Below are 26,078 nucleotides of genomic sequence, written 5' to 3' on the forward strand. Positions count from 1 at the left end.
TCTTCGGCCAGCTTGAGCACGCGCTCCTTGATCTGCGGAATGTCCAGCGCCGGTTCGGCCTTGATCCATTCGGCTATCGGTGCCTGCAGCTGGTATTCGCCTTCCAGCGCGGTTTCCAGGCCCGGGATATCCCACTGCTCTTCCATCGACTCCGGCGGCAGATACAGATCAACCAGATCGGCAATCACGCCTTCGCGCATATGGGTCACGACGGCGGAGACATCTTCGTCTTCCAGGATCTCGTTGCGCTGGCCGTAGATCACCTTGCGCTGGTCGTTGGCAACGTCGTCGTACTCCAGCAACTGCTTGCGGATGTCGAAGTTACGGCCTTCTACCTTGCGCTGCGCATTCTCGATCGAACGGCTCACCCACGGATGCTCGATCGCCTCGCCTTCCGGCATCTTGAGCTTTTCCATGATGGCGCCAACACGCTCGGAGGCGAAGATGCGCAACAGCGGGTCTTCCAGACTCAGATAGAAGCGGCTGGAGCCGGCATCACCCTGACGACCGGAACGGCCGCGCAACTGGTTGTCGATACGACGCGATTCATGACGCTCGGTGCCGATGATATGCAAGCCGCCCGCCGCCAGTACTGCGTCGTGGCGCAACTGCCATTCGGCGCGGATCGCGGCGATTTTTGCCGCTTTCTCATCCGCGCTCAGGCGCTCGTCCGCCTCGATCGCCTTGATTTCCGGCTCTGGGTTGCCGCCCAGCACGATGTCGGTACCGCGACCGGCCATATTGGTCGCCACGGTAATGATGCCGGCACGACCTGCCTGCACGATGATATCGGCTTCGCGCGCATGTTCCTTGGCGTTCAGCACATTGTGCGCAATACCCGCCTTGGTCAGCAGCGTATCGATCAGCTCGGAGTTCTCGATGCTGGTGGTGCCCACCAGTGCCGGCTGGCCGCGCTTCACGCAATCCTGAATGTCGGCAATGATTGCGTCGTACTTTTCCTTATTGGTGCGATAGACCTTGTCCTGCGTATCCTTGCGCACCATAGGCTTGTTGGTCGGAATGACCACCGTTTCCAGCCCGTAAATGCTCTGGAATTCATAGGCTTCGGTGTCGGCGGTACCGGTCATGCCCGACAGCTTGCTATACAGACGGAAATAGTTCTGGAAGGTAATCGATGCCAGCGTCTGGTTCTCGCGGTTGACCTCGACCCCTTCCTTGGCTTCGACGGCCTGATGCAGGCCTTCGCTCCAGCGGCGGCCCGGCATCAGGCGGCCGGTAAACTCGTCGACGATGACGACTTCGCCATCCTGCACCACATAATGCTGGTCCTTGTGGAACAGGGCGAAACCCTTGAGCGCCGCCATCAGGTGGTGCATCAGCGTGATATTTGCCGCCGAGTACAGGCTGTCGCCTTCCTTGAGCAGACCCAGCTGTTCGAGGATTTCCTCGCAATGCACATGGCCGGCTTCGGACAGCATCACCGAATGCGCCTTCTCGTCCACCCAGTAGTCGCCCTCGCCGTCTTCCACCTCCTGACGCTTGAGCATGGGTGGCACCGCATTCATGCGGCGATACATCTCGATATTGTCTTCGGCCGGGCCGGAAATGATCAGCGGGGTACGCGCCTCGTCGATCAGGATGGAGTCCACCTCGTCGACCACGGCAAAAGCCAGTTTTTTCTGCACTTTTTCGCTGGTGGCGAACACCATATTGTCGCGCAGATAGTCGAAGCCGAATTCGTTGTTGGTGCCGTAGGTGATATCCGAGGCATAAGCCGCCTGCTTGGCATCATGCGCCATCTGGCTGAGGTTGACCCCCACGCTCATGCCGAGGAAGTTATACAGCTTGGCCATGATGGAAGCGTCGCGGCTGGCCAGATAGTCGTTGACCGTGATCACATGCACGCCGTTGCCGGTCAGGGCATTCAGATACACCGGCAAGGTAGCGACCAGGGTTTTGCCTTCGCCGGTACGCATCTCGGCGATATTGCCGTCATGCAGCACCATGCCGCCAATCAGCTGCACGTCAAAGTGGCGCATGCCCAGCACGCGGCGGCTGGCTTCGCGGCACACGGCGAATGCCTCGGGCAAGAGCTTGTCCAGCGTCTCGCCCTGCGCCAGGCGCTGCCTGAATTCTGCGGTTTTGCCCGCCAGTGCATCGTCAGACAGCGCGCGCATTCCCTCTTCCAGGGCATTGATGCGCATTGCTTCCTGACGATACTGCTTGATCAGCCGGTCATTACGGCTGCCGAAAACTTTCTTGAGTAGCGTCGAAATCATTGAGTGATCCACAGGGCCTAGCGGGCCGGAAAAATGCAGTCGAGTTTAGCACATGCGTAAGCAAGGTTTATGGGGGCATGGTTGCGATGTATCAAGTCTTGGTGGGATCGGGATAAAAACAACACATAACCGGACACATGGGCGCGGAGTGCGCACCGCAAGATCTCATGCCACAAGCCAGCGCATGATCGCGTAGAATGCAGCACTCTTACCCTTACTTTGCCCCAGCGCATGAGCAGCCAACGTTTCCAGGACTTTGCCCGCCAGAATAACGCCCTGTCCCGGCTCACCGCCGAGGCCGGTGCCTTGCTTGCGCTGGATGCCGCCTTCCAGAAGCTGCTGCCGGCCGAACTGGCCGGGCAATGCCGCGCGGTACGCATCCGCGACGAAGAACTGGTGCTGTTTGCCGACAACGGCATGGTCGGCGCACGCCTGCGCATGCTGGCCACCAGCCTGCTGCCCACGCTGGCGCGCCAAGGCTATATCGCCCAGCGCGCCCGGGTACGCATTGCCCCGCAATATCGCACTGTGGTCCAGCCCAAGGCCCTGCACATCGGCGAACAGGGCATTGCCGCCATCGAACAGGCGGCACAGACGCTGGACCATCCCGATCTGGCCCGTGCACTGGCACGACTGGCCCGGCATCAGAAACAACGCACACCAGACTGAGCGTCCTGCGCAGTCTTTCTAAGTCCCATCTATTGATTTGGCGCAAGCCACACTCAAGCGCGCTTAACGTAATATGATGTGAAAATAGCGCCATATATCTATAAACAATACTTCATGGACTCCGCACGATGCGCCTGCTTGCCAATCTCAAGATTTCCACCCGCCTGTATGCCAGCTTCGCCCTGATCACGCTATTGATGCTGGCCGCTGGCAGCAGCACTTATCTGGGACTGTCGCAAGTACGCAGCGAATTGCTCGGCATCAGCGAAATCAATCAGGTCAATCTGAGTCTCGCATCGCAAATGCAGGTCAACCAGCTGGAACAGCGCGTGGTGGTGCGCAGCCTGCTGTCCACGCCTCCGGGTGCAGCCACTCAGGCACTGCAGGCCGATCTGGCCAAGAAGCAACAGAGCTACAACCAGCTGGCACAACAACTGGATGCCAAACTGGCTCTGCCCGACACCATGGCGCAGGAACTGGAACTGGCTAAACGCATCCGCCAATATCAGCAGCAGGCAGAAGCCCTGACCAAGAAATTACAGCACGCTGCCGAGCAAGGACTGTACGCCGAAGCAGAAGCCGTCATCCGCGTGGACCTCGTACCCGTCAACATTGCCTGGCAAAAAGCGCTGGGCGAGCTGGCCGAACTGGAAATGGCATCAACCCGGGAAGATACCGGTCAGGCGCTGGCCTATATCGACCGGGCTGTACTGATCATCGCGCTCAGCAGCGGTATCGCCATTCTGGTCAGCCTGCTGCTGGGCACCGTTCTCGCGCGCTCGATCACCCGCCCCATGGATACGGCAGTCGACCTGACCGATGCGCTGGCGCACGGCGATTTAAGCCGCGAGGCTCCTATCGAACGCCAGGATGAAATCGGCCATATGCTGGGTGCACTGAATAACAGCCTTGCCAAACTGTCGCAGACCCTGCATCAGGTCAAATCCAGCAGCAGCGCGGCAGTCGGCATGGTCGAAGAACTGGCCTGCGCGGCCGGTCAGGTCCACGTCGCCAGCAACAAGCAGTCGGAAGCGGCCAGCGCCAGTGCCAGCGCGGTTGAGCAACTGACGGTCAGCATCGCCAGCGTCGCCGATGCCACCAGCGACTTACGCGGCAAGACGCAGCAGAACCTAAAAATCAGCCAGAGCGGGCTGGGTGAAATGCAAACGCTGGAGCGGGACATGGGGAATATGGAGACCGTGATCAGCCAGTTGTCCAGTTCGGCGCAGGACTTTATCGACAACACCCAGGCCATCAGCAAGATGACGCAGGAAGTGCGCGACATCGCCGACCAGACCAACCTCTTGGCACTGAATGCCGCCATCGAGGCGGCGCGCGCCGGCGAGCAGGGGCGCGGCTTTGCCGTGGTGGCGGACGAGGTGCGCAAACTGGCGGAAAAATCGGCAAAATCCGCCGCCGAGATTGACCACTTCAATGCCAAGCTGGGCGAGAAATCGGCTTCGCTGGCCGATGTGGTGCAGCAGGGCATCGATACGCTACAAGCCAGCCGCGCCTGCTCGGACCGTGTTTCCGCACTATTCCGCGAGAACGATAGCGTGCTGCAGCAGGCCAATGCCGATGTGGAAGGTATCGCCAGCTCGATAGACGAGCAGCGCACGGCCAGCAGCGAGATTGCGCGCAATATGGAGCAGATGGCACAGATGAGCGAGGAAACTACCGCCGCCATGTGCAATATCAGCGAAAATGCCGCCCAGATTGCCGGTGCAGCCAAGGCGCTGAATCAGGACGTCAGCATCTTCCGCCTGCGTTAAAACGCGGGAAACAGAGAAGGGCGTGTCCATCCGGACACGCCCTTTTTTTGGCTAGCACACGCTTAAATCGCGTAATCCTGCGCGCCGACAAATACCGACAGCTTCTTGGGGGTAACAAACACCTTGTCACCCAGCATCAGACCCAGCTCGCGGTAGCGCTCCTTGCTCAACGCCACCTCGATCGCGTCGCCGCTATCCGGAGCCACCTCGATGCGTACCAGCGGGCCGACCGCATGGATATGCTCGATGCTGCCCGTAGCCAGCGCCCCGCCGGCAAGACGGCTGATATCCAGATCATGCGGGCGCACATAGGCAACCGCGCTATCCGATGCCGCCTGTGCACCGTCATCCAGCGCATGGGCGAAGTTGCCATGGGTGAAATGGCCGCCATCCACGCGGCCATGGAACAGATTCACATCGCCCAGGAAGCGGGTGACAAAAGGCGTGGCCGGGTTTTCGTAAATATCGTCCGGCCGGCCGATCTGCTCGATATGGCCATGATCCATCACCACCACCCGATCAGACACTTCCAGCGCCTCTTCCTGATCGTGGGTGACGAACACGCTGGTGATGTGCATCTGGTGATGCAGGTCACGCAGCCAGCGGCGCAAGTCCTTGCGCACCTTGGCATCCAGTGCGCCAAAAGGCTCGTCCAGCAGCAGCACGCTAGGTTCGACTGCGAGGGAACGGGCCAGCGCGATACGCTGGCGCTGGCCACCGGAGAGCTGGGCCGGATAGGCATCGGCCAGCCAGTCGAGCTGTACCATTTTCAGCAGCTTCATCACCCGCTCGCGGATTTCCTCGCGCGAAGGACGCAGCTTGCGCGGGCGCACCGACAGGCCGAAAGCCACATTGTCGAATACGGTCATATGGCGGAACAGCGCATAGTGCTGGAACACGAAACCGACCTGACGCTCGGAAACATGGGTATGGGTGCTGTCGGCACCACTGAACAGCACCTGGCCGGCATCGGGCTGTTCCAGCCCGGCGATGATGCGCAGCAAGGTGGTCTTGCCGCAACCGGAAGGGCCAAGCAGGGCCAGCAGCTCGCCCGATTCGACCTTGAGGCTGACATTATCCAGCGCGGTGAAATTGCCGAAGCGTTTTTCGATATTGCGGATTTCGATGCTCATAACTGTGTTCCTTGCGGGATCCGGGACTCGCGAGCCGGGATCCGTCCTTGTTATCTGCCTGCCTATTGTTGCCGGCCACACTGCGGGTTTCGGACGCCCGATCCCGGATCCCCATCCCTTCTACACCAATGCTTCCCTTGCCTGCTGTGTCCTGACCAGCGAGGCCTCGTGCTGACGCTCGATGCGCCACTCGATCACCGTCTTGATGGCCAGCGTCACCAGCGCCAGCAGGGCGAGAATGGAGGCGCAGGCAAAGGCGCCGACAAAGTTGTATTCGTTGTACAGAATCTCGACATGCAGCGGGATGGTATTGGTCTCGCCGCGGATATGACCGGACACCACGCTGACCGCGCCGAACTCGCCCATGGCGCGCGCATTGGTCAGGATCACCCCGTACAGCAGACCCCACTTGATATTGGGCAGGGTCACATGCCAGAACGCGGCAAAACCCGAGGCGCCCAGCACGATGGCCGCCTGTTCTTCATCCTGCCCCTGCGCCTGCATCAGCGGAATCAGCTCGCGGGCGACAAAGGGGAAGGTCACGAACACGGTGGCCAGCACGATGCCAGGCACGGCAAAGATGATCTGGATATCGTGTGCCGACAGCCAGTTGCCCAGCCAGCCATGGCTACCAAACAGCAGGATATACATCAGCCCGGCCACTACCGGCGACACCGAAAACGGCAGGTCGATCAGCGTGGTCAACAGGCTCTTGCCGCGAAACTCGAAGCGGGCAATCGCCCATGCGGCTGCCACGCCAAACACCAAGTTCAAGGGCACGGCAATGGCTGCGGCAATCAGCGTCAGCTTGATCGCCTGCCAGGCCTCGTACTCGGTGAGCGCCGCAGCGTATAGCTCCCAGCCCTTGGACAGGGCTTCCCAGAACACCGATACCAGCGGCACCAGCAGAAACACCAGCAGGAACAGCAGGGCAAACGTGGTCAGCGCATAGCGCACCCAGGCTTGCTCGCTGGTCAGTAGACTACGACTCGCCATGACTCACCTCACTTCATGCCGTGGCGGCGACTGGTCCACCACTGCAGCAGGTTGATCGCAAACAGCACGCTAAACGACAGCATCAGCATCACCACCGCGACTGCCGTTGCACCAAGAAAATCGAACTGCTCCAGCTTGGAGATAATGATCAGCGGCGCGATTTCCGACACCAGCGGAATATTGCCGGCGATAAAGATCACCGAACCGAATTCACCGGTGGCACGGGCAAAGGCCATCGCAGTACCGGTCATCAGCGCCGGCAAGGTCGCCGGAAAAATTACGCGGCGGAAAATCTGCCAGCGATCCGCCCCCAGACAGGTGGCCGCCTCTTCCAGTTCGCCCTCCAGATCCTCCAGCACCGGCTGCACCGTACGCACCACAAACGGCAGACTGACGAAAATCAGCGCAATCACGATGCCGGTCGGAGTAAACGCGACCTTCAGACCCAGCGGTTCAAGATACTGGCCCAGCCAGCCATTAGGCGCATAGATGGTCGTCAGCGCGATACCCGCGACAGCTGTCGGCAAGGCAAAGGGCAAGTCAACCAGGGCATCGACAAAGCGCTTGCCGGGAAAGCGGTAACGCACCAGCACCCACGCCACCAGAAAGCCCATCACGCAATTGATCAAGGCTGCCAGCGCAGCCGTGCCAAAAGACAGCTGCAAAGAGGCCACGACACGCGGCGCACTGACGGTCTCCCAAAATGGACCCCAGCCCAGTTCGGAGGACTTCAGGATCAGCGCCGCCAGCGGCAGCAACACGATCAGCCCCAGCCAGAAAATGGCATAACCTAGCGACACGCCGAAGCCGGGCAGCACGCTGTAACGTTTGGCAAGAAAAGTCATATTCGGAATCCGGGATCAGGAATCATGGGCCAGGGATCTGTGATCGGGAATCTGCTCCCCATCCCCTAATCCCTGATCCTGACTCCCATTCTTAAGCCTTATTTTTTGGTGTAAATCTGGTCAAACACGCCGCCATCGGTAAAGTGGGTCTTCATCACACCATCCCAGCTGCCGAATACTTTCTCGACGGTAAAGGTCTTGACCGGCGGGAACTGGCCGGCAAACTTGGCCAGCACCTGCGGGTTTTGCGGGCGCAGATAGTTCTGTGCAGCCAGAGTCTGGCCCTCGGTGCTCCACAGATAGCCAAGGTAGGCTTCGGCCTGCTTGCGCGTGCCCTTCTTGTCCACCACCTTGTCCACCACGGCGACCGGGTTTTCAGCCGCCACGGTCAGTGTCGGGTACACGATCTCGAAACTGCCGCGACCGAATTCGCGCGCAATCATTTCCGCCTCGTTTTCGAAGGTCACCAGTGCGTCGCCGATCTGGCGCTGCATAAAGGTGGTAGTGGCGGCACGGCCGCCGGTATCCAGCACCGGCACATTGCCAAACACCTTGCCGACAAAGGCCTTGGCCGATGCGTCATTGCCGCCGGGCTGCTTCAACGCCCAGCCATAAACACCGAGATAGGCATAACGGCCGTTACCCGAGGTCTTAGGGTTGGCAATAATGGCTTGCACCCCCGGCCGGGCCAGATCCTTCCAGTCGCGGATGGCCTTAGGGTTGCCCTTGCGCACCAGAATCACCGTCGCCGAAGTAAACGGCACGCTGTTGTTGCTCAGACGCTTGGCCCAGTCCTTGGGCACCAGCGCGCCACGTTCGGCCAGTATGTTGATGTCCGGCGCCTGATTCATCGTGATCACATCGGCTTGCAGGCCATTGACCACGCTCATCGCCTGCTTGCTCGAGCCACCATGCGACTGCTGCAACGTCACCGTCTCGCCACCCTTGGCTTTCCAGTATTTCTGGAAGGCCGGGTTGTAGTCCTTGTAGAAATCGCGCATCACATCATAAGAGACGTTCAGCAAAGTCACATCGGCGAAGGCAGAGACGCTGGCGGACGACAACAGCAGGGCGGTCAGTGTTTTCAGGGCAAGACGTTTCATCGGATTTTCCTTGGCGGTACGGATTGCAAGCAGGATACCCAGATAGCCTTATTTCCAGAAATACTGTTGTGAAATACTTTTATTCCACAAAGAAATAAAGCGCCGCTTCTTATGCCTGCCCTTGTGCACACCGGGCAGCAGGCTTGCCAGCGCTCGGGCCTGCGATGCAATATGACTACATATCTTCATGCGCCAGCCGCTCACAAAGGAAATCCTCTTGAACGCCCAGTACCGGCCCGACCAGATCCCTGCGCACCCGCTACGCCAGGCACTGAATGACGAAGCGCATGCCCGGCCACCCGCGGCCATTCTGGCACCAGCACGACTATCAACGCTGACGCTGTTTTTTGACCGCGACAGTGGCGGCCAGCAAGAAGCACTGGAACAACTGACCGGACAACTGGGTTTTCCCCCACCTACCCGCGGCCAGGCCCATTACCGCGCCGAACAAAATGGCCTGCTGCTGCGCTGGTCGCTGCATACCGAGTTTGCCCGCTACACCTTTGTGCAACACGGCCAGGGGGCGCAGGATTTCGCGGCCACCGCACTGGATGCCATCCCCCAAGCTTGGCTTGCCAGCCTGCCAGGGCTGGCGCTGGTCGGCATTCATGCCCTGCTCTTGCCATCCTCCGCCGCGATACCGGACTCTCCGCGCGCCATCGCCGGGCGCTGGTTCGATGGCCATGGCCTGATCGGTGCCGAAATCGGCGACGGAAATGGTGTGGCGTATACCGACTTGCGCCTGCATCCCGACTCGCGCCTGGCTGGCGGTTTCTCGCGGCTGGTGGTGATAGACCGCGACATGGGGCCACGCCAAAGCGGGCGCATGTTGCAAAGGCTGTTTGAAATCGAAGCCTACCGCATGCTGGCGCTGTTGGCGCTGCCCATGGCCAAGGCACAAATGCAGACACTGGACGAACTAGGGCTTGCCTTGCGCGCCATCACCGAACGCATGAGCCAGCCCGACAGCGACGACGCGACCATGCTGGGCGAACTCAGCCAGCTCTCGGCAGCGACCGAAAACCTGATTGCACAAAGTCAGTACCGCTTTTCGGCGGCGCATGCCTATTACCAGCTGGTCGAGCGGCGCATAGGCGAGTTGCGCGAAAGCCGCTTGCCCGGCCTGCAACCATTCCGCGAATTCATGGCGCACCGTCTGGAGCCGGCAATGGATACCTGCCTGACCATCAGCCGGCGCCAGGATAGGCTGACGGCCCGTTTGCAACGCGCAACCGCCTTGCTGCGTACCCGGGTCGAGGTGATTAACGAGGAGCAGAACAAAGCGCTGCTGGCCAGCATGGATAAGCGCGCCGAATTGCAGCTGCGCCTGCAACAGACTGTCGAAGGTTTATCGGTCGGTGTGCTTACTTATTACGCAGTCGGCCTGATAGGCTACGCGGCCAAGGCGGTGAAGGCCGCCGGTGTGCACCTCAATGCCGAACTGCTTACCGGGCTGTCCATTCCGCTGGTCGCGCTGGGCGTCTGGTGGGGCGTACACAGGGCCAAGCAGGCACTGGGACATCGTTAAGCCGGAAAACACGGCGCGGATATGCCATGTTTAATGCATATCGAGGGAGCACACCATGCCCATGCGCCGCCTGTTATTACTATTGAGCCTGATCCTTGCCCTGCTGCCTGCCATCGCCTGGCCGGCCGAAGCAGACCCGGCCATGGCACCGGCAACGCTGACCATCGCCAATCAGACGCTATTTACCTTCCGCGCCGATTTAGGCGAGGTCAGCCCGGCACAAAGAGCCGAGCGTGCACGCCAGCGCATTGCCGCGCTGGATGACGCCGATCTGCAAAGCCCGATACTGAGCACACCATTTGTAAGCAATGGCGTGGCGGGGCTGCGCTTCATTATTCATGGCAAACCGCTGTTCTCCATCATCGAAGCCGACCTTGATCCTTCCGATAACCTCAATCTGCTCGCCACCGCCCAGCAAGTCCAGCAGCGGCTCAATACGCTGCGCCTGACTTATCTCGAACAAAGCTCGCCGGAACAGATCGCACGCGCAGCCGCGCTGTCGCTGACGGCAACACTGGCACTGGCGCTGGCGCTATGGGGGCTTAAACGCCTGCACCGGCGCGCCGTTGAGCGCGTACTCAAGCGCCCGCTACGCGTGCACCGCTGGCTGAAAGACAGACAGGACTTCGAGGGCATTTTGCGTACGCTGGAGCAGCGCCTGCTCGATATGTCGGCCCTGGTCGGCATGCTGCTGCTCTTGCATGTATGGCTGAGTTTCGTGCTGACCCGCTTCCCCTATACCCGTCCCTGGGGGCTGCAAATCGGGCAGTCGCTGTTCGATCTGCTGGCCAACATCGCCGACAGCATCCTTGGCGCTCTGCCCGGGCTGGTCAAGGTCACGGTGATTTTTCTGCTGACGCGGCTGACCATACGTGGGCTGGGCCTGCTGTTCAATGCCGTCGAAAGCCAGCGTCTAAGCCTGCCCGGCCTGTATCAGGAAACCGTCGGCGCCACACGCCGCCTGACCTCGCTAGCCCTGTGGCTGTTTGCCCTGACCGCCGCCTACCCCTATCTGCCGGGCTCCAATTCGGATGCATTCAAGGGCATCAGCGTGTTTTTCGGCCTGATGGTCACGCTGGGCTCAACCGGCATCATGACCCATGCCATGAGCGGACTGGTGCTGGTCTACTCGCGCGCCCTCAAACCGGGAGATCTGGTACAGGTGGGCGATGTGGATGGTTTTGTCAGCGAGCTGGGCGCCCTGTCGACCAAGATCATTACCCGCCACGGCAATGAAGTCACCCTGCCCAACTCGGTCGTGGTCGGTGGCAAGGTCATCAACTACACCCGCCAGGCCGGCGACCGCGGCCTGCCGCTGACGACCAAAATCACCATCGGTTACGACACGCCATGGCGTCAGGTTCACGCCATGCTGGAGCTGGCGGTACGGCGCACTGCGGGGCTGAATCAGAGCGAAGCCCCCATCGTGCGCCAACTGAATCTGCAGGATTTTTACATCGAATACGAGCTGGAAGCCCGCATGCCGCTGGATGCCAAGCCGCCGGCAGTCAAAACCGCACTGCACAGCCAGATTCTGGATGTATTCAACGAATTCGGCGTACAGATCATGTCGCCCAACTTCGAAAGCCAGCCCGAAGGGGCCGTGCTGGTCAGCAAGGAAAACTGGTATGCCGCGCCGGCACAAGCGGCCAGCAGCACAGCCCAGCCTCCATCGGCCACCTAGAGACTGGCGGCGGGTCTGCAAGCTGGGGTAATCTTTAAGCCATATCACCCAGCGGAAATTCAGAACATGGACATTCAGGAATACATGCAGAACGTCGGCCAGGCCGCACGCCAGGCCAGCCGCGAGATTGCCCGCGCCGATACCCGGCAGAAGAATGCCGCGCTGGAAGCGATGGCCACGGCCATCGAGCGCGATAGCGAAAAACTGCTGGCTGCCAACCGCCGCGATGTCGAACAGGCTGTGGCGGAAGGTCTGGCGCCGGCCATGGTCGACCGCCTGACCCTGAATGCACACACTATTGCTACGATGGCCGAAGGCCTGCGCCAGATCGCGACCCTGCCCGACCCGGTCGGCGAGATGGACGATTTCTGCTATCGCCCGTCCGGCATCCAGCTGGGCAAGATGCGCGTGCCGCTAGGCGTGGTCGGCATCATCTACGAGGCGCGGCCGAACGTGACGGCTGACGCCGCCGGCCTGTGCCTGAAATCCGGCAACGCTACCATCCTGCGCGGCGGTTCTGAGGCCTTCCACAGCAATCAGGCCATCGCCACCTGCGTGCATGAAGGCCTCGCAGCCGCCGGCTTGCCGGAAACGGCGGTGCAGGTGCTGGAAACCACCGACCGCGCTGCGGTCGGTGCGCTTATCACCATGCCAGAGTATGTGGATGTGATCGTGCCGCGCGGCGGCAAGGGGCTGATCGCGCGCATCAGCGCCGAGGCGCGCGTGCCGGTGATCAAGCATCTGGATGGCAACTGCCACAGCTATGTCGACGACAAGGCTGACCTCGCCAAGGCGCTGACCGTATGCGACAACGCCAAGACCCACCGCTACGGCACCTGCAACACCATGGAGACGCTGCTGGTACATAAGGCGGTGGCGGCCGAATTCCTGCCGCAAATCTGCGCCATCTATGCGGCCAAGGGGGTGGAAATGCGCGGCGACGAAGCCACGCGCGCCATCGTCGGCGCCGACAAAGTGGGTGTGGCAAGCGAGGACGACTGGTTTACCGAATACGCGGCAGCGATTATCGCCATCCGCGTAGTCGACGATCTGGACAGCGCCATCGCCCATATCAACCACTACGGCAGCCACCACACCGATGCCATCTTGACCGAAGACTACAGCCGCGCGCGCCGCTTCCTACGTGAGGTGGACTCCAGCTCGGTCATGGTCAACGCCAGCACGCGCTTTGCCGATGGCTTCGAATACGGGCTGGGCGCCGAGATCGGCATCTCGACCGACAAGATCCACGCGCGCGGCCCGGTCGGCCTCGAAGGGCTGACCAGCCAGAAGTGGGTGGTACTGGGCGATGGACAGATCCGCAGCTAAAGACAAGCCGGGCGCCGCAAGGCGCCCGCTTCAGGCATGGCCCAAACTGCCAGCCAAAAGACTCTCGCCCGACGGATCAAGCCGTGTCAGCAAAGCAAGTATGTCACCGGCAGGCAAAGGACGGCTGAAATAATAACCCTGTACCCGGTCACAGCCGTATTGCTGCAGCCATTGCAGCTGTTCGGCTGTCTCCACGCCTTCTGCCAGCGTCTTCAGGCCTAGCGTTCTGGCCAGACTAATGATGGCCTGGACAATGGCCCGGTCGTCGGCATCATCGGCCATATCGATCACAAAAGAGCGGTCTATCTTCAGCGTTTCCAGGGACAAACGCTTCAGATAGCTGAGCGAAGAATAACCGGTACCGAAGTCGTCGATGGAGACCTTGATCCCCATGGCGTCCAGTGTGCCAAGTATCGCCACGGCCTCTTGCGGCCGGCGCATGGCCACACTCTCGGTCAGCTCCAGCTCCAGCAGCCGGGCAGGAAGCTGGTACGCCTCCAACAAGCCGGCTATCTGCTGCGGCAGGTTCGCCTGCTGGAACTGGGCTGCCGACAGATTGACCGCCACCCTGACCGGCACATAGCCGGCTTGCTGCCAGTCGCACAACTGGCTCAGCGCCTGATGCAGTACCCAGTCGCCCAGCGCGATGATCATGCCGCTTTCTTCTGCAACCGGAATAAACTCTAGCGGGGAAACCCAGCCCAGTCCGGGATGTTGCCAGCGCAGCAAGGCCTCCAGTCCGATCAGCTGACGACTGGCAATATCATATTGCGGCTGGTAATGCAGGCTGAGCTCACCCCTCTCCTGAGCATGACGCAGCGCACTTTCCAGCTGCAGATGGCGTGCACTTCTGGCCAGCAGTTCCGGCCGGAAGCAGCGCCAGGTATTCCGCCCGTCGTGCTTGGCGTGATACATCGCCATATCGGCACAGCGCAACAGGGTGTCAAAGTCGCTGCCATCCTGCGGATACAGTGCGATGCCTATGGATGAAGTCACACTGATATCATGTCCCTCCACCGCACAGGGCAGCGCCAGCTGTTCGCTCAGGCGCTGAATCAGCGTAACGGCATCCTCGGCATCACTGTCCGGCAATAGCAGGATAAATTCGTCCCCGCCCAAACGCGCGACGCTATCACTATGGCGGACCTGCGCCGACAAACGCTGAGCCTGCAGGCACAGCAGGGCATCGCCTACCGTGTGTCCCAGCGTATCATTGATATGCTTGAAGCCATCCAGGTCAATAAATACCAGCGCCAGGGAAGGAGTCCTGGCGGCAATGGCCGAGGCAAAATGCTCGGCCAGCGATGCGCGGTTGATCAGGCCGGTCAGCGAATCGTGCTGGGCCAGATAACGCAGTTGCCGCCCGGTCTGTTCGCGCTCGGTCACGTCCTGAGCCAGTGAAATTACCCCCAGCGTGCATCCTGATTCGTCGACCAAGGTGGTATTGAACCACTCGCACTCAATGATGCGGCCGTCACGTGTCAGGTTGGCGTTCTGGCTGCGCGAGCCACCTTGCTGTTTAAGCAGAATATCCAGCACCTCCTCGCTCACCATCTGGCGAGCGGGCTCCGGCAGGATAAAGTGCGCATGCTGACCCAGCGCCTGCTCGCGGCTATGGCCAAACATTTTCTGTGCCGCCGGATTCCAGTCCCGCACACAAAAATGCGCGTCCCACTCTATCATCGCCAGTGCAGTCTGCTCGCGCAGCAAATGCTGGCGCTGGCGCGAAGCCCGTAATTCGTGCTCGGTCTGCCGCTGCCCGCTCAGGTTTTCTACCAGCGCAATGCCGCCACAGACCTGGCCGGTCACGATGACGGGAATCAGCTCCACCCTGAGGGCAAACACCCGGTGGTTCAGCGTGGATTCGTAATCGCCCTGATACACACTGCGCTGCCCGGCCAGTACCGCCTGAACAGCGGCCAGCATCTTTTTGTCATTCACCGAGAGCAGACTCAGCCCGAGTACCTGCTCGCGGCGCAGGCTCAGGTGCAGCAGCAGGCTGTCATTGCAGTCGGTTACCACGCCTGCCGCGTCGAAATGCAGCGCGCCAACCGCCATATGGCTGAATATTTGCCGATATTTGGCTTCGCTTTGCTGCAAGACGCCCAGCATCGGATGCTGGAGGGCGTCTTCCAGCAATGGCCTTCCATCCGGCAAGGGCGATGCCAGATGCTCCAGAACCACGCCCTTCGCCTTGATATCCGCAGGTGCATTTATCACGTCTTGACGACATGGGCTCAGCTCGCGGGCGGCGTGAGGGGCATCAGCATCCCAGACCGCGGAATCGTTTTCTATCGTCGACATGGCATTGGAGAAAGAGGAAGGATACAAACAGGAATAATCTTGGCCTTGCCATGCAATATTCCCGCAGCCCGAATTCACGGATTAAATACCAATGTATTGATATTAATTAATATCATACCAGAACATCATTCCCCCCCTTGACCCCAAGCTGTTGCTTTCAAGGCTGTGCAAATAGCTTGCGTGCTTCTGCCACCCCGCCAAGATTGCGTACCTCGGTATAACCGAGTGCCCGTAGCTGCTGCTCGGCCTCTGCCGAACGCCGTCCGCTACGACAGTACAGCGCAATCGGTGCATTCTTGTCCGGCGCGCTCTGGGCGATGGTGCGGGCAATACTGTCCAGCGGCAGGTTAAGCGCGCCCTGCACATGCTCTTCGGCAAACTCAGCCGGAGTACGTACATCAATCAGCAAGGGTGAGGCCGATACCAAGGTCGTCGCGAGCAGCAAACAGAGCGCCGCAAAGAAAGAGGATAGGTGTTTCATGACAGGCTCTCATCAGTAAAGCCGGTAATTATGCAACAACATGTTGCGGATGGCATACTCTGTATATCAAAGCGCAATAGACGCCAGGCCATCGACGCGATGGCAGACAGACGGAATCCCCCTGCAAGCAAGGAAACCGAGGAGAGATATGTCACAAGCGACCCCAGCAAGCGAACTGCTCGCACAGCAGGCCGGCTGGCTGAACGAACACCAGGTGCGCGATGTAGAAATGTGCTTCGCCGATATTAGCGGCTTTGCCCGCGGCAAGACGCTGCCTGCCGCCGCCTTTATCCGCGGCCAAGAGCTGCGCATTGCGCGCGCGGTGCCCATCCAGAGCTGTACCGGTGATTTTCCCGACTACCGCTTTTATGGAGAGCAGGACCCCGATGTCGCGCTCGTGCCCGATCTGAATACGATGCGTCTGGTACCGTGGGCGCGCACACCACGCGCACTCGTTATTTGCGACTGTATCGATCTGGACGGCACCCTGACACCGCTGGCGCCACGCTCTGTACTGAAAAAGGTGCTGGCCCGTTACGATGCACTGGGTTTGACGCCTATCGTGGCGCCCGAACTGGAGTTTTACATCTTCGCCGCCAACCCGAATGCGGACGCGCCGTTCCAGTCACCGCAACTGCGTAGCGGGCGGCGCGAAACCGGCTTCGATTCATTCAGCTTTTCCACGCTCAACGATCTGGAAGCCTTTTTCGACGATGTCTACCGCGCCTGCGACACGCTGGGCATCAAAACCGATACCTGGGTGCACGAAATGGGCCCCAGCCAGTTCGAGATCAATCTCCAGCATGGTCCGGCCCTGCAATTGGCCGACCAGACCTTTTTGTTCAAGACGGCGCTCAAGGAAATCGGCAACCAGCACGGGCTCAATGTGGTGTGCATGGCCAAACCGCTGGCCGGCCAGCCGGGCAGCTCGATGCATATCCACCAAAGCTTGGTCGACCAGGCCGGCAATAACGCCTTCAGCCAGAAAAACGGCAGCGAGAGCGCGCGTTTCTTCCACTACCTTGCCGGCATGCAGCGCTATCTGCCGCATTTGATGCCGCTCTTTTGCCCTAGCCCCAACTCCTACCGTCGCTTCGTCAAGGGTCTGGCTGCGCCGGTCAACCTGAGCTGGGGCATCGACAACCGCTCGGTCGGCTTGCGCGTACCGCGCAGTGGCCCACAGGCGCGACGGGTGGAAAACCGCCTGCCCGGCTGTGATGCCAACCCCTATCTCACACTGGCCGCCAGTCTGGGCGCTGGGCTATTAGGGATAGAACAGGAGCTGGTACCCGATGAAGCCGTCACTGGTAATGTTTTCCTCGGCGAAGACAAGGCTAGTCTGCCGCGCACATTGGACGCGGCGCTGGCGCTGATGGAAGCACATAAAACGGCAGAAGCACTGTTCGGCGGCGAATTTGCCCGTGCCTATGTCGCGGTCAAGGAGCTGGAGCTGAGCAGTTTTCATGGCGAGATTACGCCATGGGAGCGGCGTTACCTCGCTACGCTGGCCTGATTATGCAATTCAGAAACCAATTGCTATTGAAATAGCCCGGTAAACGCAGGACGATGGCGCTTTGCTTTTCACGCCAAGCCAAACGCCATGTCCCGCTTACCCTGCTCCGCTGGCCTCATGCTGGCTACCGCCCTGCTCTGGGCGGTGCCGGCATGGGCCGCCCGCTCGACTCCCTCGCTTGAACTATTGACCCTGAGCGCGCCGTTCAAGGTTGCCCAATGCCTGGAAAGCGGCATCAAGGGGTGGAAAATACCGCTGGATTACATAGACAGTACGCAAGAAACGGCCGAGCGTTATAGCCTGCGTCTGACCAACCCGGCCACCGGCCGTTCAGGCTTCGAAGTGGTGATGGAGCCGGGGCTGGTGCGCCTGTTCGAACGCGGTCCCAAACTGTCGCGGCAATGGATCCGGCTGATCCGGCGCTGCGCGGTAAACTAAAAAACTTAGGCATAGGCTTTATGGGCGAACGTAAGTCGGTGTCAGACTGGCACTGCCCAGGCTGTTCGCATTCACCATAAAGCCGACCAGGGCCGGCATTGCACCGGCATCCAGATCCAGCTTGTCGACCTTCAGCGCATGCACCTTAAACACATAGCGGTGTGGTTTGCTGCCTTGTGGTGGACAGGCGCCACCAAAGCCGGGTTTGCCAAAGTCCGTCAGGCTCTGCACCGTGCCCGTTGGTAGTTGCCCGCCTGCATTACCCGCACCAGCGGCCAAGCCCTTGGCCGATGCCGGGATATTGAATGCGACCCAATGCCACCATCCGCTGCCGGTTGGCGCATCCGGGTCATAGACGGTCACGGCATAGCTCTTGGTACCGGCCGGTGCATTATTCCAGGCCAGTGCCGGCGAGATATTGGCGCCGTTGCAGCCGAAGCTGTTGAACTCTTGCTGCGTGTCCATCGGTACACCATCGCGGATATCGGGGCTGGAGAGTTCAAAAGCCACGGCCGGCAGGCTGAAGGCGAGGGCAAGCAGGGCGAGTGAGGAAGTGCGCATGGTAGTCTCCGGTGAGTGGCCAATCAGTCACCAGAGTGTGCACCGCCTTGCCATAGGCGGCGCGCCCGATACGCTCAATCTCTCGCCCAAAACGCTCAGGCGGCCTGCCTCAGTGCGCGGGGCGCGACACCGAAACGCTGGCGAAAGGCGGCGGAAAAACGTGAGGGCGAGCTGTAACCACAGGCATGCGCCACCTGCAGCAGCGGTAACGCACTGCTGCTGACCAGCCCCAAGGCCCGCTCCATGCGCACATCCGCCAGCAAGGCACTGAACGAGGAGTCCTCCTGCGACAAGCGCCGGCGCAGGGTCGCGGCCGACATCGCCAGTCGCCCGGCCATCTCGTCGACGCTCCATCCGTGCGCCGGATCGAAAGCCAGCAAGGCCAGTACCTGATCGCGCACCGTGCCATGCGCCACGCTAAACAGCGCACTCCCCCTGCCATCGGCCGCCAGCGCCAGCATCAGCCCCTGCCATGCATGCTCCATCCGCACCGCATGCAGGGGCATCCCGTCCGGCACGGACAGCGCATGAAAACGCGAAAAAGCCTCAGTCGCGGCAACCGAGGGCCGGAACACCGGCGTACTTTGCGGGAGCCGTGCGGGCAATGCAGTGCCGTAGTGCGCCAGCCAGCGTGCCAGCCAGTCGCGCGGAATGCTATGGCACCACGCCCGGTAATGACGGGTATGCGGGTCGGGCCGGTTCTGCATCTCGACTTCCTGCGCCCCGGGCAGCACCAGCCATTGCCCGGCCTGGCACACCCACTCGCCCGTGGCGGAGCCTACCCGCTTCTCGCCCTCGACCACGCAGATCAGCATCGGCGACAGCACCGGCACCCGAGCCAGACGCTGCTGCTGCCAGCTATAAAAACCGAGCACCGGATTGAGCCTATGTAGCGACACGTGGCCTCCATCATGAAAAAAAGCTCCATGGCCAGATAACCATGGAGCCTGATTTTACCCCCGCGCGCAACCGCGTTTACAGCCCGCCGTAGGAATGCAGACCGGACAAGAACATATTCACACCGATAAAGGCGAAGGTGGTGATAAACAGGCCGACCACCGCCCACCATGCCAGCGGTGCGCCGCGCCAGCCTTTAACCAGACGCATATGCAGCCAGGCGGCGTAGTTCAGCCAGACGATCAGCGCCCAGGTCTCTTTCGGGTCCCAGCTCCAGTAGCCGCCCCAGGCATCGGCAGCCCACATCGCCCCCAGTACGGTCGCGATGGTGAAGAACAGGAAGCCGACCGCGATCACCTTGTACATCACCTCATCCATCACCTCCATCGGCGGCAGCTTGCCCGCCAGCCAGCCGCGCATTGCCATCAGTTCGGCAGCACCCAGCATGGCGGCAATGGCAAACGCGCCATAGCCGACAAAGTTGGCCGGCACATGGATTTTCATCCACCACGACTGCAGGGCCGGGATCAGTGGCTGGATTTCATGCGCCTGCCGGTCGAAGGCATACCAGACGATAAAGACCACGGCCGCGCTGATAATCAGCAGCACAAAAGCGCCCATCTGGCGGGCGGCAAATTTTGCCTCGTAATAGAGGTACATCAGTGCAGTAACCAGGCAGAACAGCACGAACACTTCATACAGATTGGATACCGGGATATGGCCGACATCCGCACCGATCAGATAGCTCTCGTACCAGCGGGTCCCCAGACCGGCCAGTCCCATCACGCAAGCAGCCCAGGTCAGGCCGCTGCCCATTCTTTGCAGCGTGGCCGAGCGCGTCAGCAGACCCGCCCAGTACACGCCGGTGGCCAGAACGAATAGCGTGCACATCCACATAATGGACGACTGGCTGGACAGTATGTATTTCAACAGAAAAGCACTCTGCGCGCGCGCCAGATCATGCTCGTATACTTGTATCGCCAGTAGCGAAGTCACCCCGGATAGCGGAAAGTACCAGCGCCACGGCTTCCAGAACCAGCCCAGCGCGACCAGACTCAAGGCCGAACCGGCCAGAATGGCCTCCTCGTACACGTCCATGAAATGGTCGTACTGGTAAAAAGCACCGGCACAGACGACCAGCACGAACAGGGCGTAAGCCCAGTCGCGCAAGTCCAGACTGCGCCAGAAGCCAGGCTGTGCGGCAAGACGGTAAGTGGAACTCATGGTTGCTCCCGGATTAGCGTTTCAAGTGCGTCGCGCTCGCGATCGAAATCCCGATCGAGGTCGCGGTTGTGGCGATTGGATGTCATGGCAAGGCGCAAGCGGCCCGGGCGGAATACCAGCCATACCCGGATTTCACGCACATAGAACATCAGGATGATGCCGATCACCAGCAGCAAAGAGCCCAGATACACCAGATTCTTGCCCGGCGAGCGCGTCAGCTGCAGGCCGGATGCCTGTACCTGATCAAAGCCGACCAGTTGCAGATAGACCGGCGCACCATAGTCATGCAGCGCCGAGCTGGCGACCAGACTATCGAGCAAGAAGCGATAGCTGTTCTGCTCCGCAGCTAGCGGCGCCACACCGGCGCGGCTATCCGCTACGGCCATCAAGTCGCCGACCGTGCCCTGCAGTATCTTCACATAGGTTTGTGCCACTGCCTGACGCTTGTCCTGCGGCACGCGCTCATCGAGGAAGTTTTCAAGCGCAGGGAAGCCACCCTCGGAAAAGCGTGCCAAGACCCACTTCACACTGCTCTCAAACTGGGCGCGCATCTCAGGGCTGATGGCTCCGCCCTGCATGGCCTTGTCTGCCGTACGGCGCGCCACCTCGTCATACAAGGCCGGCGTGGCAAACGCGGCATTCAGCCGCATAAAGCGCTTGATTGACAGCTCGTCATCCAGCGGCAGACGCAGATACTGGAAGGGCTCGGATACCTGACGGCGCACACCCGAGATCTGGTAGCTGGCGCCCTCCTGCATAATGGGCGCCATATACTGATGGTATTCGTGCGCCTGCCCCTGACCATCGCGCAGCTTATAGGTGATGGCTGGACCGACATTCTGCAGCGCCTTCTCGTGCTTCACCGAGCGCGCATCGTTCATGCGCTGTGCCAGCGTTTTGTCGCCATCCATGCCGGTTTTGGCCATGTTCTCGACGTTGTAAACCTTGAGGTCGCCAAACTCCAGCGTGTACGCCTGCCCGTTGGCGCGTAAAGGCTGCGCCGCCTGCGACACCCCCTTGATTGCAACCGGTGCCAGTTGCGGCTGCGCCAGATTCCACGCATCCAGCTCCAGCGGCGAGCCGCCATCACCAAAGCTCGCCTGATAGATGGCGACGCCATCGACCACCAGCGGATGGTTGACCTTGACCGTGGCCTTGGTTTCCTTGCCGGTGGCCTTGTCGGTCACCACAATATCGCTGGCAAACAGCTTGGGCATGCCGTTGCTGTAATAGTCGACATGAAACTGCTTGAGCGTCACGGCAAACGGCAGCTCCTGTACCAGATAACCTTTACCTGCGTTCAGGAAGACCACGTCGGCACTGCGGTTCTCCGCGATGGTGACATTACCGCGATAAGACAGGTTGCCGGCAGAGAGACGACTTTGCGCCGGAATCTGGCTTTGCGGCACATTGCGCGTTTCCGGCACCACTCGCCCGCTCATCTCGCCCAGCTTGAGCGGCAGGTTGCCATCCATCAGGCCGCCGATGCAGATCACCACCATGGCGATATGGGCAAAGAAATAGCCCAGTTTGTTGGCAGCGCCCTTCTTGGCCGCCAATACGCGGCTGCCATCCTCGCGCTGGTGCTCCTTGACGCTGAAACCCTGCGCCTGCAGGCGTTCGCGTACCGCCTCGGGCTCCACCTCGCCATCGAGCTCGACACTGTGCGACATCAGGCTTAACGAGGTATCGGAGGCTTTTTCCCGATACGCCTTCATTTCCTTAAGGAAGCCCGGCCCGTTTCGTACGATACACAGCGAGGTCGACAGCACCAGAAAGGCCAGAATGGTCAGGAACCAGCCCGAGTGGTAGACATCGTACAACCCCAGCTTTTCAAACAGCAAAAACCAGAACTGGCCGAACTCAAAGGCATAGTTGGTATAAGGTTCGTTCTGCTTGAGTACCGTTCCTATGATCGAGGCGATGGCCAGGATGGTGAGCAGGCCGATGGCAAAGCGCATCGAACTGACAAGCTCATAAATTCGGTATAACCACTGCGAATTGCGATTTTTTATTTTCATATCGGCATAAAACAAAAAGAGGGGCCCGAAACGGGCACCCTCCCTATGAGTGTTGGCTCAGGCAAAAGTTGCGCTTAACGCAGACCAGAAATATATTCAGCGACCGCTTTCATCTCGGCATCACTCATACGTGCCGCAATATCCGTCATGATGACGTTATTGCGAACCGTGGCGCCCTTATAATCCTGCAGCTGCTTGACGATATAACTCGCATGCTGGCTGCCCAGACGCGGATACTTTTCCGGCAGGCCGGCACCGGCAGGGCCATGGCAGGACATACAGGCCGGCAACTTGGTCGCGGCATTACCGGTGCGGTAAAGCTGCTTGCCCAATTCCAGCTGGGTCTTATCCGAGGCGTCGCGCGGCTTGACCTTTTGCTGGCTAAAGTAGGCGGCTACGTTCACCATGTCCTGTTCAGACAGGGTCGAGGCCATACCCAGCATGGTCGGGTTCTGGCGCTTGCCCGCCTTGAAGGCGACGAGCTGGGCATGCAGATACTGCTGGCTCTGCCCGGCCAACGTCGGGTTGATCGCGGCAACACTATTGCCATCCACACCGTGGCAAGCAGCACAAACCTGCTCGACGATAACTTTGGCCTTGGCCGGATCCGCCTGCAGCGTCGGTGCTGCGGCCAGGGAACCACCGGCCAGCAAAGCAGCCGATAGCGCCAACAGCATCTTACGTTTCATGGTCGCTCCTTAGGGAGAATGCGTGAATATCGATAAAAGAGGCATTTTCAAACGTGCTATTCTATAACAACTGACTTGTCCATTACTACTATGCCTATCTTCCAAAACGCCAGTTTTTATACCACTGTCAACCATCTGAAGGACTTGCCGCCCACGCGCGCCGAGGTGGCTTTTGTCGGGCGGTCGAACGCGGGCAAGTCCAGTGCCATCAATACACTGACCAACCGGACCCGCCTGGCCTATGTCTCCAAGACCCCCGGCCGCACCCAGCACATCAACTTTTTCGATCTGGGCAGCGAGCGCTATCTGGTCGATTTGCCGGGTTACGGTTTTGCCCAGGTACCGGAAGCGGTACGCGCACACTGGGTGCAATTGCTCGGCCGCTACCTGCAAACACGCGAAAGTCTGGTTGGCCTGATCCAGATCATGGATATTCGCCATCCGCTGAAAGAGCTGGACTGGAAGATGCTGCACTTCTTTATCGAGACCAACCGTCCGGTGCATATCATGCTGTCCAAAGCCGACAAGCTGTCGCGTCAGGAACAGGCCAAGGCGCTCAAAGAGGTCAAGGAAAAGCTGTCGGCCTACCCGCAGATCAGCATCCAGCTGTTTTCCAGCCTGAAAAAATCCGGTTGCGAGACAGTAGAGCAGATTGTGGAGAAGTGGTTTGCCCAGGTGGATCAGGACATGGATGGCACGGAAGGCGAAGTCCCGAGCCAGGAGTGAAAACAGGCCGGTCACGCCGGCCTGTCGGAAAGATCAGGCCCCGGAAGCTATCCGGGGCTTTCTTCATCTAGCACGTGCGAATATCAGAAGTTGTACTTCACCGAGTAGATCATGGCGTTCTGCTGGGCTGCGGAACCCAGTTTGTCATCGGCGTAGCGGTACTGTACGCCGGTGGTCAGCGCCTTGTTCACATTCCACCACAATGCCACTGCACCATTCTGGCCGGTTTTCTTGCCACCCTCCGGAATAAAACGCTCTTTGCGGGCAAATTCGGTTTCATGCCACTGCGTGGCCATAAACGACTGGCCGAAGGCGGTAAAGCTGTAGCCCGCCACATAGCCGGCCATCCAGCCGTTGAAGTGCGCACCGACGCCAGACTTCAGCTCCTGATGCGCGCCGATGAAAGGCTTGATCCAGAAATTACCATTGCTCCAGCTGGTGCCCAGACCCAGTACGCGGTTCTGGTCGAAGAAATTGTGGTGGTCACGCGCATCGTACAGATGGGTATACAGCTGTACCGGCATGCCGGACACTTCGCCCAGATTGAAACGGGCTACCGCCTTGGCGGCATAACGGCGCTGATCACGACTATCGGTCTCGGTCGAGCCCATGCCCGGATTCTCGATATCAAAGAAACCGTAAGCTTCACCCCAGCTGCCGCCAAAGCCACCTTCCAGCTCCAAGTAGGCAAAATCTTTTTTGCCATTTTGGGTACGAGCCTCGGTGCCATTGGACCAGTCCAGCCAGTTGACACTGACGTTCTTGAACGACCAGTCGTTGGAAGCGAGAGCGGCCGGTGCAGCCAGTGCGCAGCCAAGCGCGATAAGCGAGCGAATAGACATTGAAAATCCTGAGAGCGAGAAATAAAACATGCCGGTTTGAAGGCATGAGGCGCGCAGAATAATGGCAGATTCGAAAACTGCCAAATTATTGCAATTTGGCAGTAAATAACAGCAATTAAACCCTTATGGCATCAATTTACGGCCAGCCATAACGCGCCAGATCAATACGCCCGCTCTCCTCGAACACGATACCCTCATGTTCAAGCAGCAATCGCTGCCAGTCGGCAGCCTCGGTACCGGCGCGTGCGATACGCCCACCGGCCGCTACCACCCTTTGCCACGGCACCCCTTCTGCATTAGCCAGCAACTTGCCCACATGGCGGGCATGGCGCGGGAAACCGGCCAGCTCTGCCACACGGCCATAGCTAGAGACCCGACCTGCGGGGATGGCATGCACGACACCCAATACCCGCCTCTCGAATTCTGGCGACATCAGCCGAAGCGCGGGTCAGCCACAAAAGGGTTATGGCGTTTTTCCTCGCCCAGCGTAGTCAGCGGACCATGTCCGGGCAACACCACAGTGTCGTCAGGCAGCTTGAACAGCTTGTCGCGAATCGCGGAGATCAATTGCTGGTGATTACCCATTGGGAAATCGGTCCGGCCGATAGAGCCGGCAAACAACACATCGCCAGCGATCAGCAGGCCGGCATCGGCGCTATAAAACACCACATGGCCCGGGGTGTGGCCCGGACAGTGAATGACATCCAGTATTTCATTACCCACGCTGACCGTATCGCCCTCGGCCAGCCAGCGTTCAGGCGTCAGTGGCGCGCTGGCTGCAAAACCGAACATTTTGCCCTGTTGCGGCAGCTGATCCAGCCAGAACGACTCGGCCTGATGCGGGCCTTCAATCTGGACACCCGTTTCTACAGCCAGCTCGGCCGCAGCACCGGCATGGTCGATATGGCCATGTGTCAGCAACAATTTATCCAGCGTCAGGCCATGTGCGGCAATGCGCGCGCGGATGCGCGGCAGATCGCCACCCGCATCGACCACGGCCGCACGCAAAGTCACATCACACCACAACAGGGTGGCATTTTGCTCGAACGGGGTCACGGGAATTACTTCGAATTGCAGCGCCAT

Annotated in this window: 23 protein-coding genes; 8 read left to right on the top strand and 15 right to left on the bottom strand. The window is 60.0% G+C overall.

Features of this window, described 5'->3' with window-relative positions; all coding sequences use genetic code 11:
• Positions 1 to 2,240, bottom strand: a 2,240-nt coding sequence (gene secA, locus EGI20_RS03205; RefSeq protein ID WP_498629570.1) for a preprotein translocase subunit SecA, incomplete at its 3' end; no start/stop codon positions are given.
• A 231-nt stretch (positions 2,241 to 2,471) separates the two neighbouring features.
• On the opposite strand from secA, the gene EGI20_RS03210 reads away from it, so the two are divergent.
• Together EGI20_RS03210 and EGI20_RS03215 are read left to right on the top strand one after the other, a co-directional pair.
• Positions 2,472 to 2,909, top strand: a complete 438-nt coding sequence (locus tag EGI20_RS03210; RefSeq protein ID WP_498629572.1) for a DciA family protein — start codon at positions 2,472 to 2,474, stop codon at positions 2,907 to 2,909.
• 128 nt (positions 2,910 to 3,037) lie between these two features.
• The gene (locus tag EGI20_RS03215) at positions 3,038 to 4,681 is read left to right on the top strand and encodes a methyl-accepting chemotaxis protein (protein ID WP_498629574.1); all 1,644 of its coding nucleotides are present in this window, start codon (positions 3,038 to 3,040) and stop codon (positions 4,679 to 4,681) included.
• 62 nt (positions 4,682 to 4,743) lie between these two features.
• Here the strand turns inward: EGI20_RS03215 and EGI20_RS03220 are convergent, their stop codons facing one another.
• The 4 genes from EGI20_RS03220 to EGI20_RS03235 all read right to left on the bottom strand — a co-directional run bounded on the left by EGI20_RS03220 (position 4,744) and on the right by EGI20_RS03235 (position 8,758).
• Positions 4,744 to 5,814: a sulfate/molybdate ABC transporter ATP-binding protein gene (locus tag EGI20_RS03220; protein WP_498629575.1), complete on the bottom strand. Its 1,071-nt coding sequence runs from the start codon at positions 5,812 to 5,814 to the stop codon at positions 4,744 to 4,746.
• A 120-nt stretch (positions 5,815 to 5,934) separates the two neighbouring features.
• The gene (gene cysW / locus EGI20_RS03225) at positions 5,935 to 6,810 is read right to left on the bottom strand and encodes a sulfate ABC transporter permease subunit CysW (protein ID WP_498629577.1); all 876 of its coding nucleotides are present in this window, start codon (positions 6,808 to 6,810) and stop codon (positions 5,935 to 5,937) included.
• 8 nt (positions 6,811 to 6,818) lie between these two features.
• The gene (cysT, locus tag EGI20_RS03230; RefSeq protein WP_498629579.1) at positions 6,819 to 7,655 is read right to left on the bottom strand and encodes a sulfate ABC transporter permease subunit CysT; all 837 of its coding nucleotides are present in this window, start codon (positions 7,653 to 7,655) and stop codon (positions 6,819 to 6,821) included.
• 98 nt (positions 7,656 to 7,753) lie between these two features.
• Positions 7,754 to 8,758 carry a sulfate ABC transporter substrate-binding protein gene (locus EGI20_RS03235; RefSeq protein WP_498629581.1) on the bottom strand — a complete coding sequence of 335 codons (1,005 nt, stop codon included), beginning with the start codon at positions 8,756 to 8,758 and terminating at the stop codon, positions 7,754 to 7,756.
• 217 nt (positions 8,759 to 8,975) lie between these two features.
• Between EGI20_RS03235 and EGI20_RS03240 the strand changes: the two genes are divergently transcribed.
• From EGI20_RS03240 to EGI20_RS03250, 3 genes are all read left to right on the top strand, one after another.
• Positions 8,976 to 10,286, top strand: a complete 1,311-nt coding sequence (locus EGI20_RS03240; protein WP_498629583.1) for a DUF3422 family protein — start codon at positions 8,976 to 8,978, stop codon at positions 10,284 to 10,286.
• 55 nt (positions 10,287 to 10,341) lie between these two features.
• The gene (locus tag EGI20_RS03245; protein WP_498629585.1) at positions 10,342 to 11,970 is read left to right on the top strand and encodes a mechanosensitive ion channel family protein; all 1,629 of its coding nucleotides are present in this window, start codon (positions 10,342 to 10,344) and stop codon (positions 11,968 to 11,970) included.
• 66 nt (positions 11,971 to 12,036) lie between these two features.
• Positions 12,037 to 13,299 carry a glutamate-5-semialdehyde dehydrogenase gene (locus tag EGI20_RS03250; RefSeq protein ID WP_498629587.1) on the top strand — a complete coding sequence of 421 codons (1,263 nt, stop codon included), beginning with the start codon at positions 12,037 to 12,039 and terminating at the stop codon, positions 13,297 to 13,299.
• A gap of 30 nt (positions 13,300 to 13,329) precedes the next feature.
• Here the strand turns inward: EGI20_RS03250 and EGI20_RS03255 are convergent, their stop codons facing one another.
• Both EGI20_RS03255 and EGI20_RS03260 read right to left on the bottom strand, forming a co-directional pair.
• Positions 13,330 to 15,483, bottom strand: coding sequence for a putative bifunctional diguanylate cyclase/phosphodiesterase (locus EGI20_RS03255; RefSeq protein WP_498629589.1), 2,154 nt, complete (start codon positions 15,481 to 15,483; stop codon positions 13,330 to 13,332).
• Positions 15,484 to 15,760: 277 nt separating this feature from the next.
• Positions 15,761 to 16,084 carry a rhodanese-like domain-containing protein gene (locus tag EGI20_RS03260; protein WP_498629591.1) on the bottom strand — a complete coding sequence of 108 codons (324 nt, stop codon included), beginning with the start codon at positions 16,082 to 16,084 and terminating at the stop codon, positions 15,761 to 15,763.
• 148 nt (positions 16,085 to 16,232) lie between these two features.
• Here EGI20_RS03260 and EGI20_RS03265 point away from each other — a divergent pair, with 148 nt between their 5' ends.
• Both EGI20_RS03265 and EGI20_RS03270 read left to right on the top strand, forming a co-directional pair.
• Entirely contained in the window at positions 16,233 to 17,597 is a 1,365-nt protein-coding gene (locus EGI20_RS03265) for a glutamine synthetase family protein (protein WP_498629592.1), read from the top strand.
• A gap of 87 nt (positions 17,598 to 17,684) precedes the next feature.
• Positions 17,685 to 18,035, top strand: a complete 351-nt coding sequence (locus EGI20_RS03270) for a hypothetical protein (protein WP_498629594.1) — start codon at positions 17,685 to 17,687, stop codon at positions 18,033 to 18,035.
• 18 nt (positions 18,036 to 18,053) lie between these two features.
• Here the strand turns inward: EGI20_RS03270 and EGI20_RS03275 are convergent, their stop codons facing one another.
• From EGI20_RS03275 to EGI20_RS03295, 5 genes are all read right to left on the bottom strand, one after another.
• The gene (locus tag EGI20_RS03275) at positions 18,054 to 18,596 is read right to left on the bottom strand and encodes a YbhB/YbcL family Raf kinase inhibitor-like protein (RefSeq protein WP_498629596.1); all 543 of its coding nucleotides are present in this window, start codon (positions 18,594 to 18,596) and stop codon (positions 18,054 to 18,056) included.
• A 95-nt stretch (positions 18,597 to 18,691) separates the two neighbouring features.
• Complete coding sequence (locus EGI20_RS03280) at positions 18,692 to 19,495, bottom strand: helix-turn-helix transcriptional regulator (protein ID WP_498629598.1); 804 nt, start codon at positions 19,493 to 19,495, stop codon at positions 18,692 to 18,694.
• A 76-nt stretch (positions 19,496 to 19,571) separates the two neighbouring features.
• A complete protein-coding gene (gene ccsB / locus EGI20_RS03285; protein WP_498629600.1) occupies positions 19,572 to 20,717 on the bottom strand; it encodes a c-type cytochrome biogenesis protein CcsB in 1,146 nt (381 codons plus the stop codon).
• Positions 20,714 to 22,678 carry a cytochrome c biogenesis protein ResB gene (locus EGI20_RS03290; protein WP_498629602.1) on the bottom strand — a complete coding sequence of 655 codons (1,965 nt, stop codon included), beginning with the start codon at positions 22,676 to 22,678 and terminating at the stop codon, positions 20,714 to 20,716. The genes ccsB and EGI20_RS03290 overlap by 4 nt, the downstream gene beginning before the upstream one ends.
• Positions 22,679 to 22,812: 134 nt before the next feature.
• Positions 22,813 to 23,427 carry a c-type cytochrome gene (locus tag EGI20_RS03295; RefSeq protein ID WP_124734998.1) on the bottom strand — a complete coding sequence of 205 codons (615 nt, stop codon included), beginning with the start codon at positions 23,425 to 23,427 and terminating at the stop codon, positions 22,813 to 22,815.
• A 90-nt stretch (positions 23,428 to 23,517) separates the two neighbouring features.
• Between EGI20_RS03295 and yihA the strand changes: the two genes are divergently transcribed.
• Positions 23,518 to 24,153, top strand: a complete 636-nt coding sequence (gene yihA, locus EGI20_RS03300) for a ribosome biogenesis GTP-binding protein YihA/YsxC (protein WP_498629605.1) — start codon at positions 23,518 to 23,520, stop codon at positions 24,151 to 24,153.
• Positions 24,154 to 24,236: 83 nt separating this feature from the next.
• Here the strand turns inward: yihA and EGI20_RS03305 are convergent, their stop codons facing one another.
• From EGI20_RS03305 to EGI20_RS03315, 3 genes are all read right to left on the bottom strand, one after another.
• Positions 24,237 to 24,995 carry an outer membrane protein OmpK gene (locus EGI20_RS03305; protein ID WP_498629606.1) on the bottom strand — a complete coding sequence of 253 codons (759 nt, stop codon included), beginning with the start codon at positions 24,993 to 24,995 and terminating at the stop codon, positions 24,237 to 24,239.
• 136 nt (positions 24,996 to 25,131) lie between these two features.
• Positions 25,132 to 25,428: an MGMT family protein gene (locus tag EGI20_RS03310; RefSeq protein WP_498629608.1), complete on the bottom strand. Its 297-nt coding sequence runs from the start codon at positions 25,426 to 25,428 to the stop codon at positions 25,132 to 25,134.
• Positions 25,428 to 26,078, bottom strand: coding sequence for an MBL fold metallo-hydrolase (locus EGI20_RS03315; RefSeq protein WP_498629610.1), 651 nt, complete (start codon positions 26,076 to 26,078; stop codon positions 25,428 to 25,430). The genes EGI20_RS03310 and EGI20_RS03315 overlap by 1 nt, the downstream gene beginning before the upstream one ends.

The organism is Aquitalea sp. S1-19 (assembly GCF_024343515.1).

Bases quoted from the DNA above. Each gene is read 5' to 3' on its own strand.
- EGI20_RS03220 (WP_498629575.1), bottom strand. From the start codon at position 5,814: ATGAGCATCGAAATCCGCAATATCGAAAAACGCTTCGGCAATTTCACC.
- EGI20_RS03315 (WP_498629610.1), bottom strand. From the start codon at position 26,078: ATGGCGCTGCAATTCGAAGTAATTCCCGTGACCCCGTTCGAGCAAAAT.
- EGI20_RS03265 (WP_498629592.1), top strand. From the start codon at position 16,233: ATGTCACAAGCGACCCCAGCAAGCGAACTGCTCGCACAGCAGGCCGGC.
- EGI20_RS03210 (WP_498629572.1), top strand. From the start codon at position 2,472: ATGAGCAGCCAACGTTTCCAGGACTTTGCCCGCCAGAATAACGCCCTG.
- EGI20_RS03245 (WP_498629585.1), top strand. From the start codon at position 10,342: ATGCCCATGCGCCGCCTGTTATTACTATTGAGCCTGATCCTTGCCCTG.
- EGI20_RS03310 (WP_498629608.1), bottom strand. From the start codon at position 25,428: ATGTCGCCAGAATTCGAGAGGCGGGTATTGGGTGTCGTGCATGCCATC.
- EGI20_RS03275 (WP_498629596.1), bottom strand. From the start codon at position 18,596: ATGCGCACTTCCTCACTCGCCCTGCTTGCCCTCGCCTTCAGCCTGCCG.
- EGI20_RS03250 (WP_498629587.1), top strand. From the start codon at position 12,037: ATGGACATTCAGGAATACATGCAGAACGTCGGCCAGGCCGCACGCCAG.
- cysW (WP_498629577.1), bottom strand. From the start codon at position 6,810: ATGGCGAGTCGTAGTCTACTGACCAGCGAGCAAGCCTGGGTGCGCTAT.
- EGI20_RS03235 (WP_498629581.1), bottom strand. From the start codon at position 8,758: ATGAAACGTCTTGCCCTGAAAACACTGACCGCCCTGCTGTTGTCGTCC.
- ccsB (WP_498629600.1), bottom strand. From the start codon at position 20,717: ATGAGTTCCACTTACCGTCTTGCCGCACAGCCTGGCTTCTGGCGCAGT.
- EGI20_RS03295 (WP_124734998.1), bottom strand. From the start codon at position 23,427: ATGAAACGTAAGATGCTGTTGGCGCTATCGGCTGCTTTGCTGGCCGGT.
- EGI20_RS03260 (WP_498629591.1), bottom strand. From the start codon at position 16,084: ATGAAACACCTATCCTCTTTCTTTGCGGCGCTCTGTTTGCTGCTCGCG.
- cysT (WP_498629579.1), bottom strand. From the start codon at position 7,655: ATGACTTTTCTTGCCAAACGTTACAGCGTGCTGCCCGGCTTCGGCGTG.
- EGI20_RS03290 (WP_498629602.1), bottom strand. From the start codon at position 22,678: ATGCGCTTTGCCATCGGCCTGCTCACCATCCTGGCCATCGCCTCGATC.
- EGI20_RS03215 (WP_498629574.1), top strand. From the start codon at position 3,038: ATGCGCCTGCTTGCCAATCTCAAGATTTCCACCCGCCTGTATGCCAGC.
- EGI20_RS03270 (WP_498629594.1), top strand. From the start codon at position 17,685: ATGTCCCGCTTACCCTGCTCCGCTGGCCTCATGCTGGCTACCGCCCTG.
- yihA (WP_498629605.1), top strand. From the start codon at position 23,518: ATGCCTATCTTCCAAAACGCCAGTTTTTATACCACTGTCAACCATCTG.
- EGI20_RS03305 (WP_498629606.1), bottom strand. From the start codon at position 24,995: ATGTCTATTCGCTCGCTTATCGCGCTTGGCTGCGCACTGGCTGCACCG.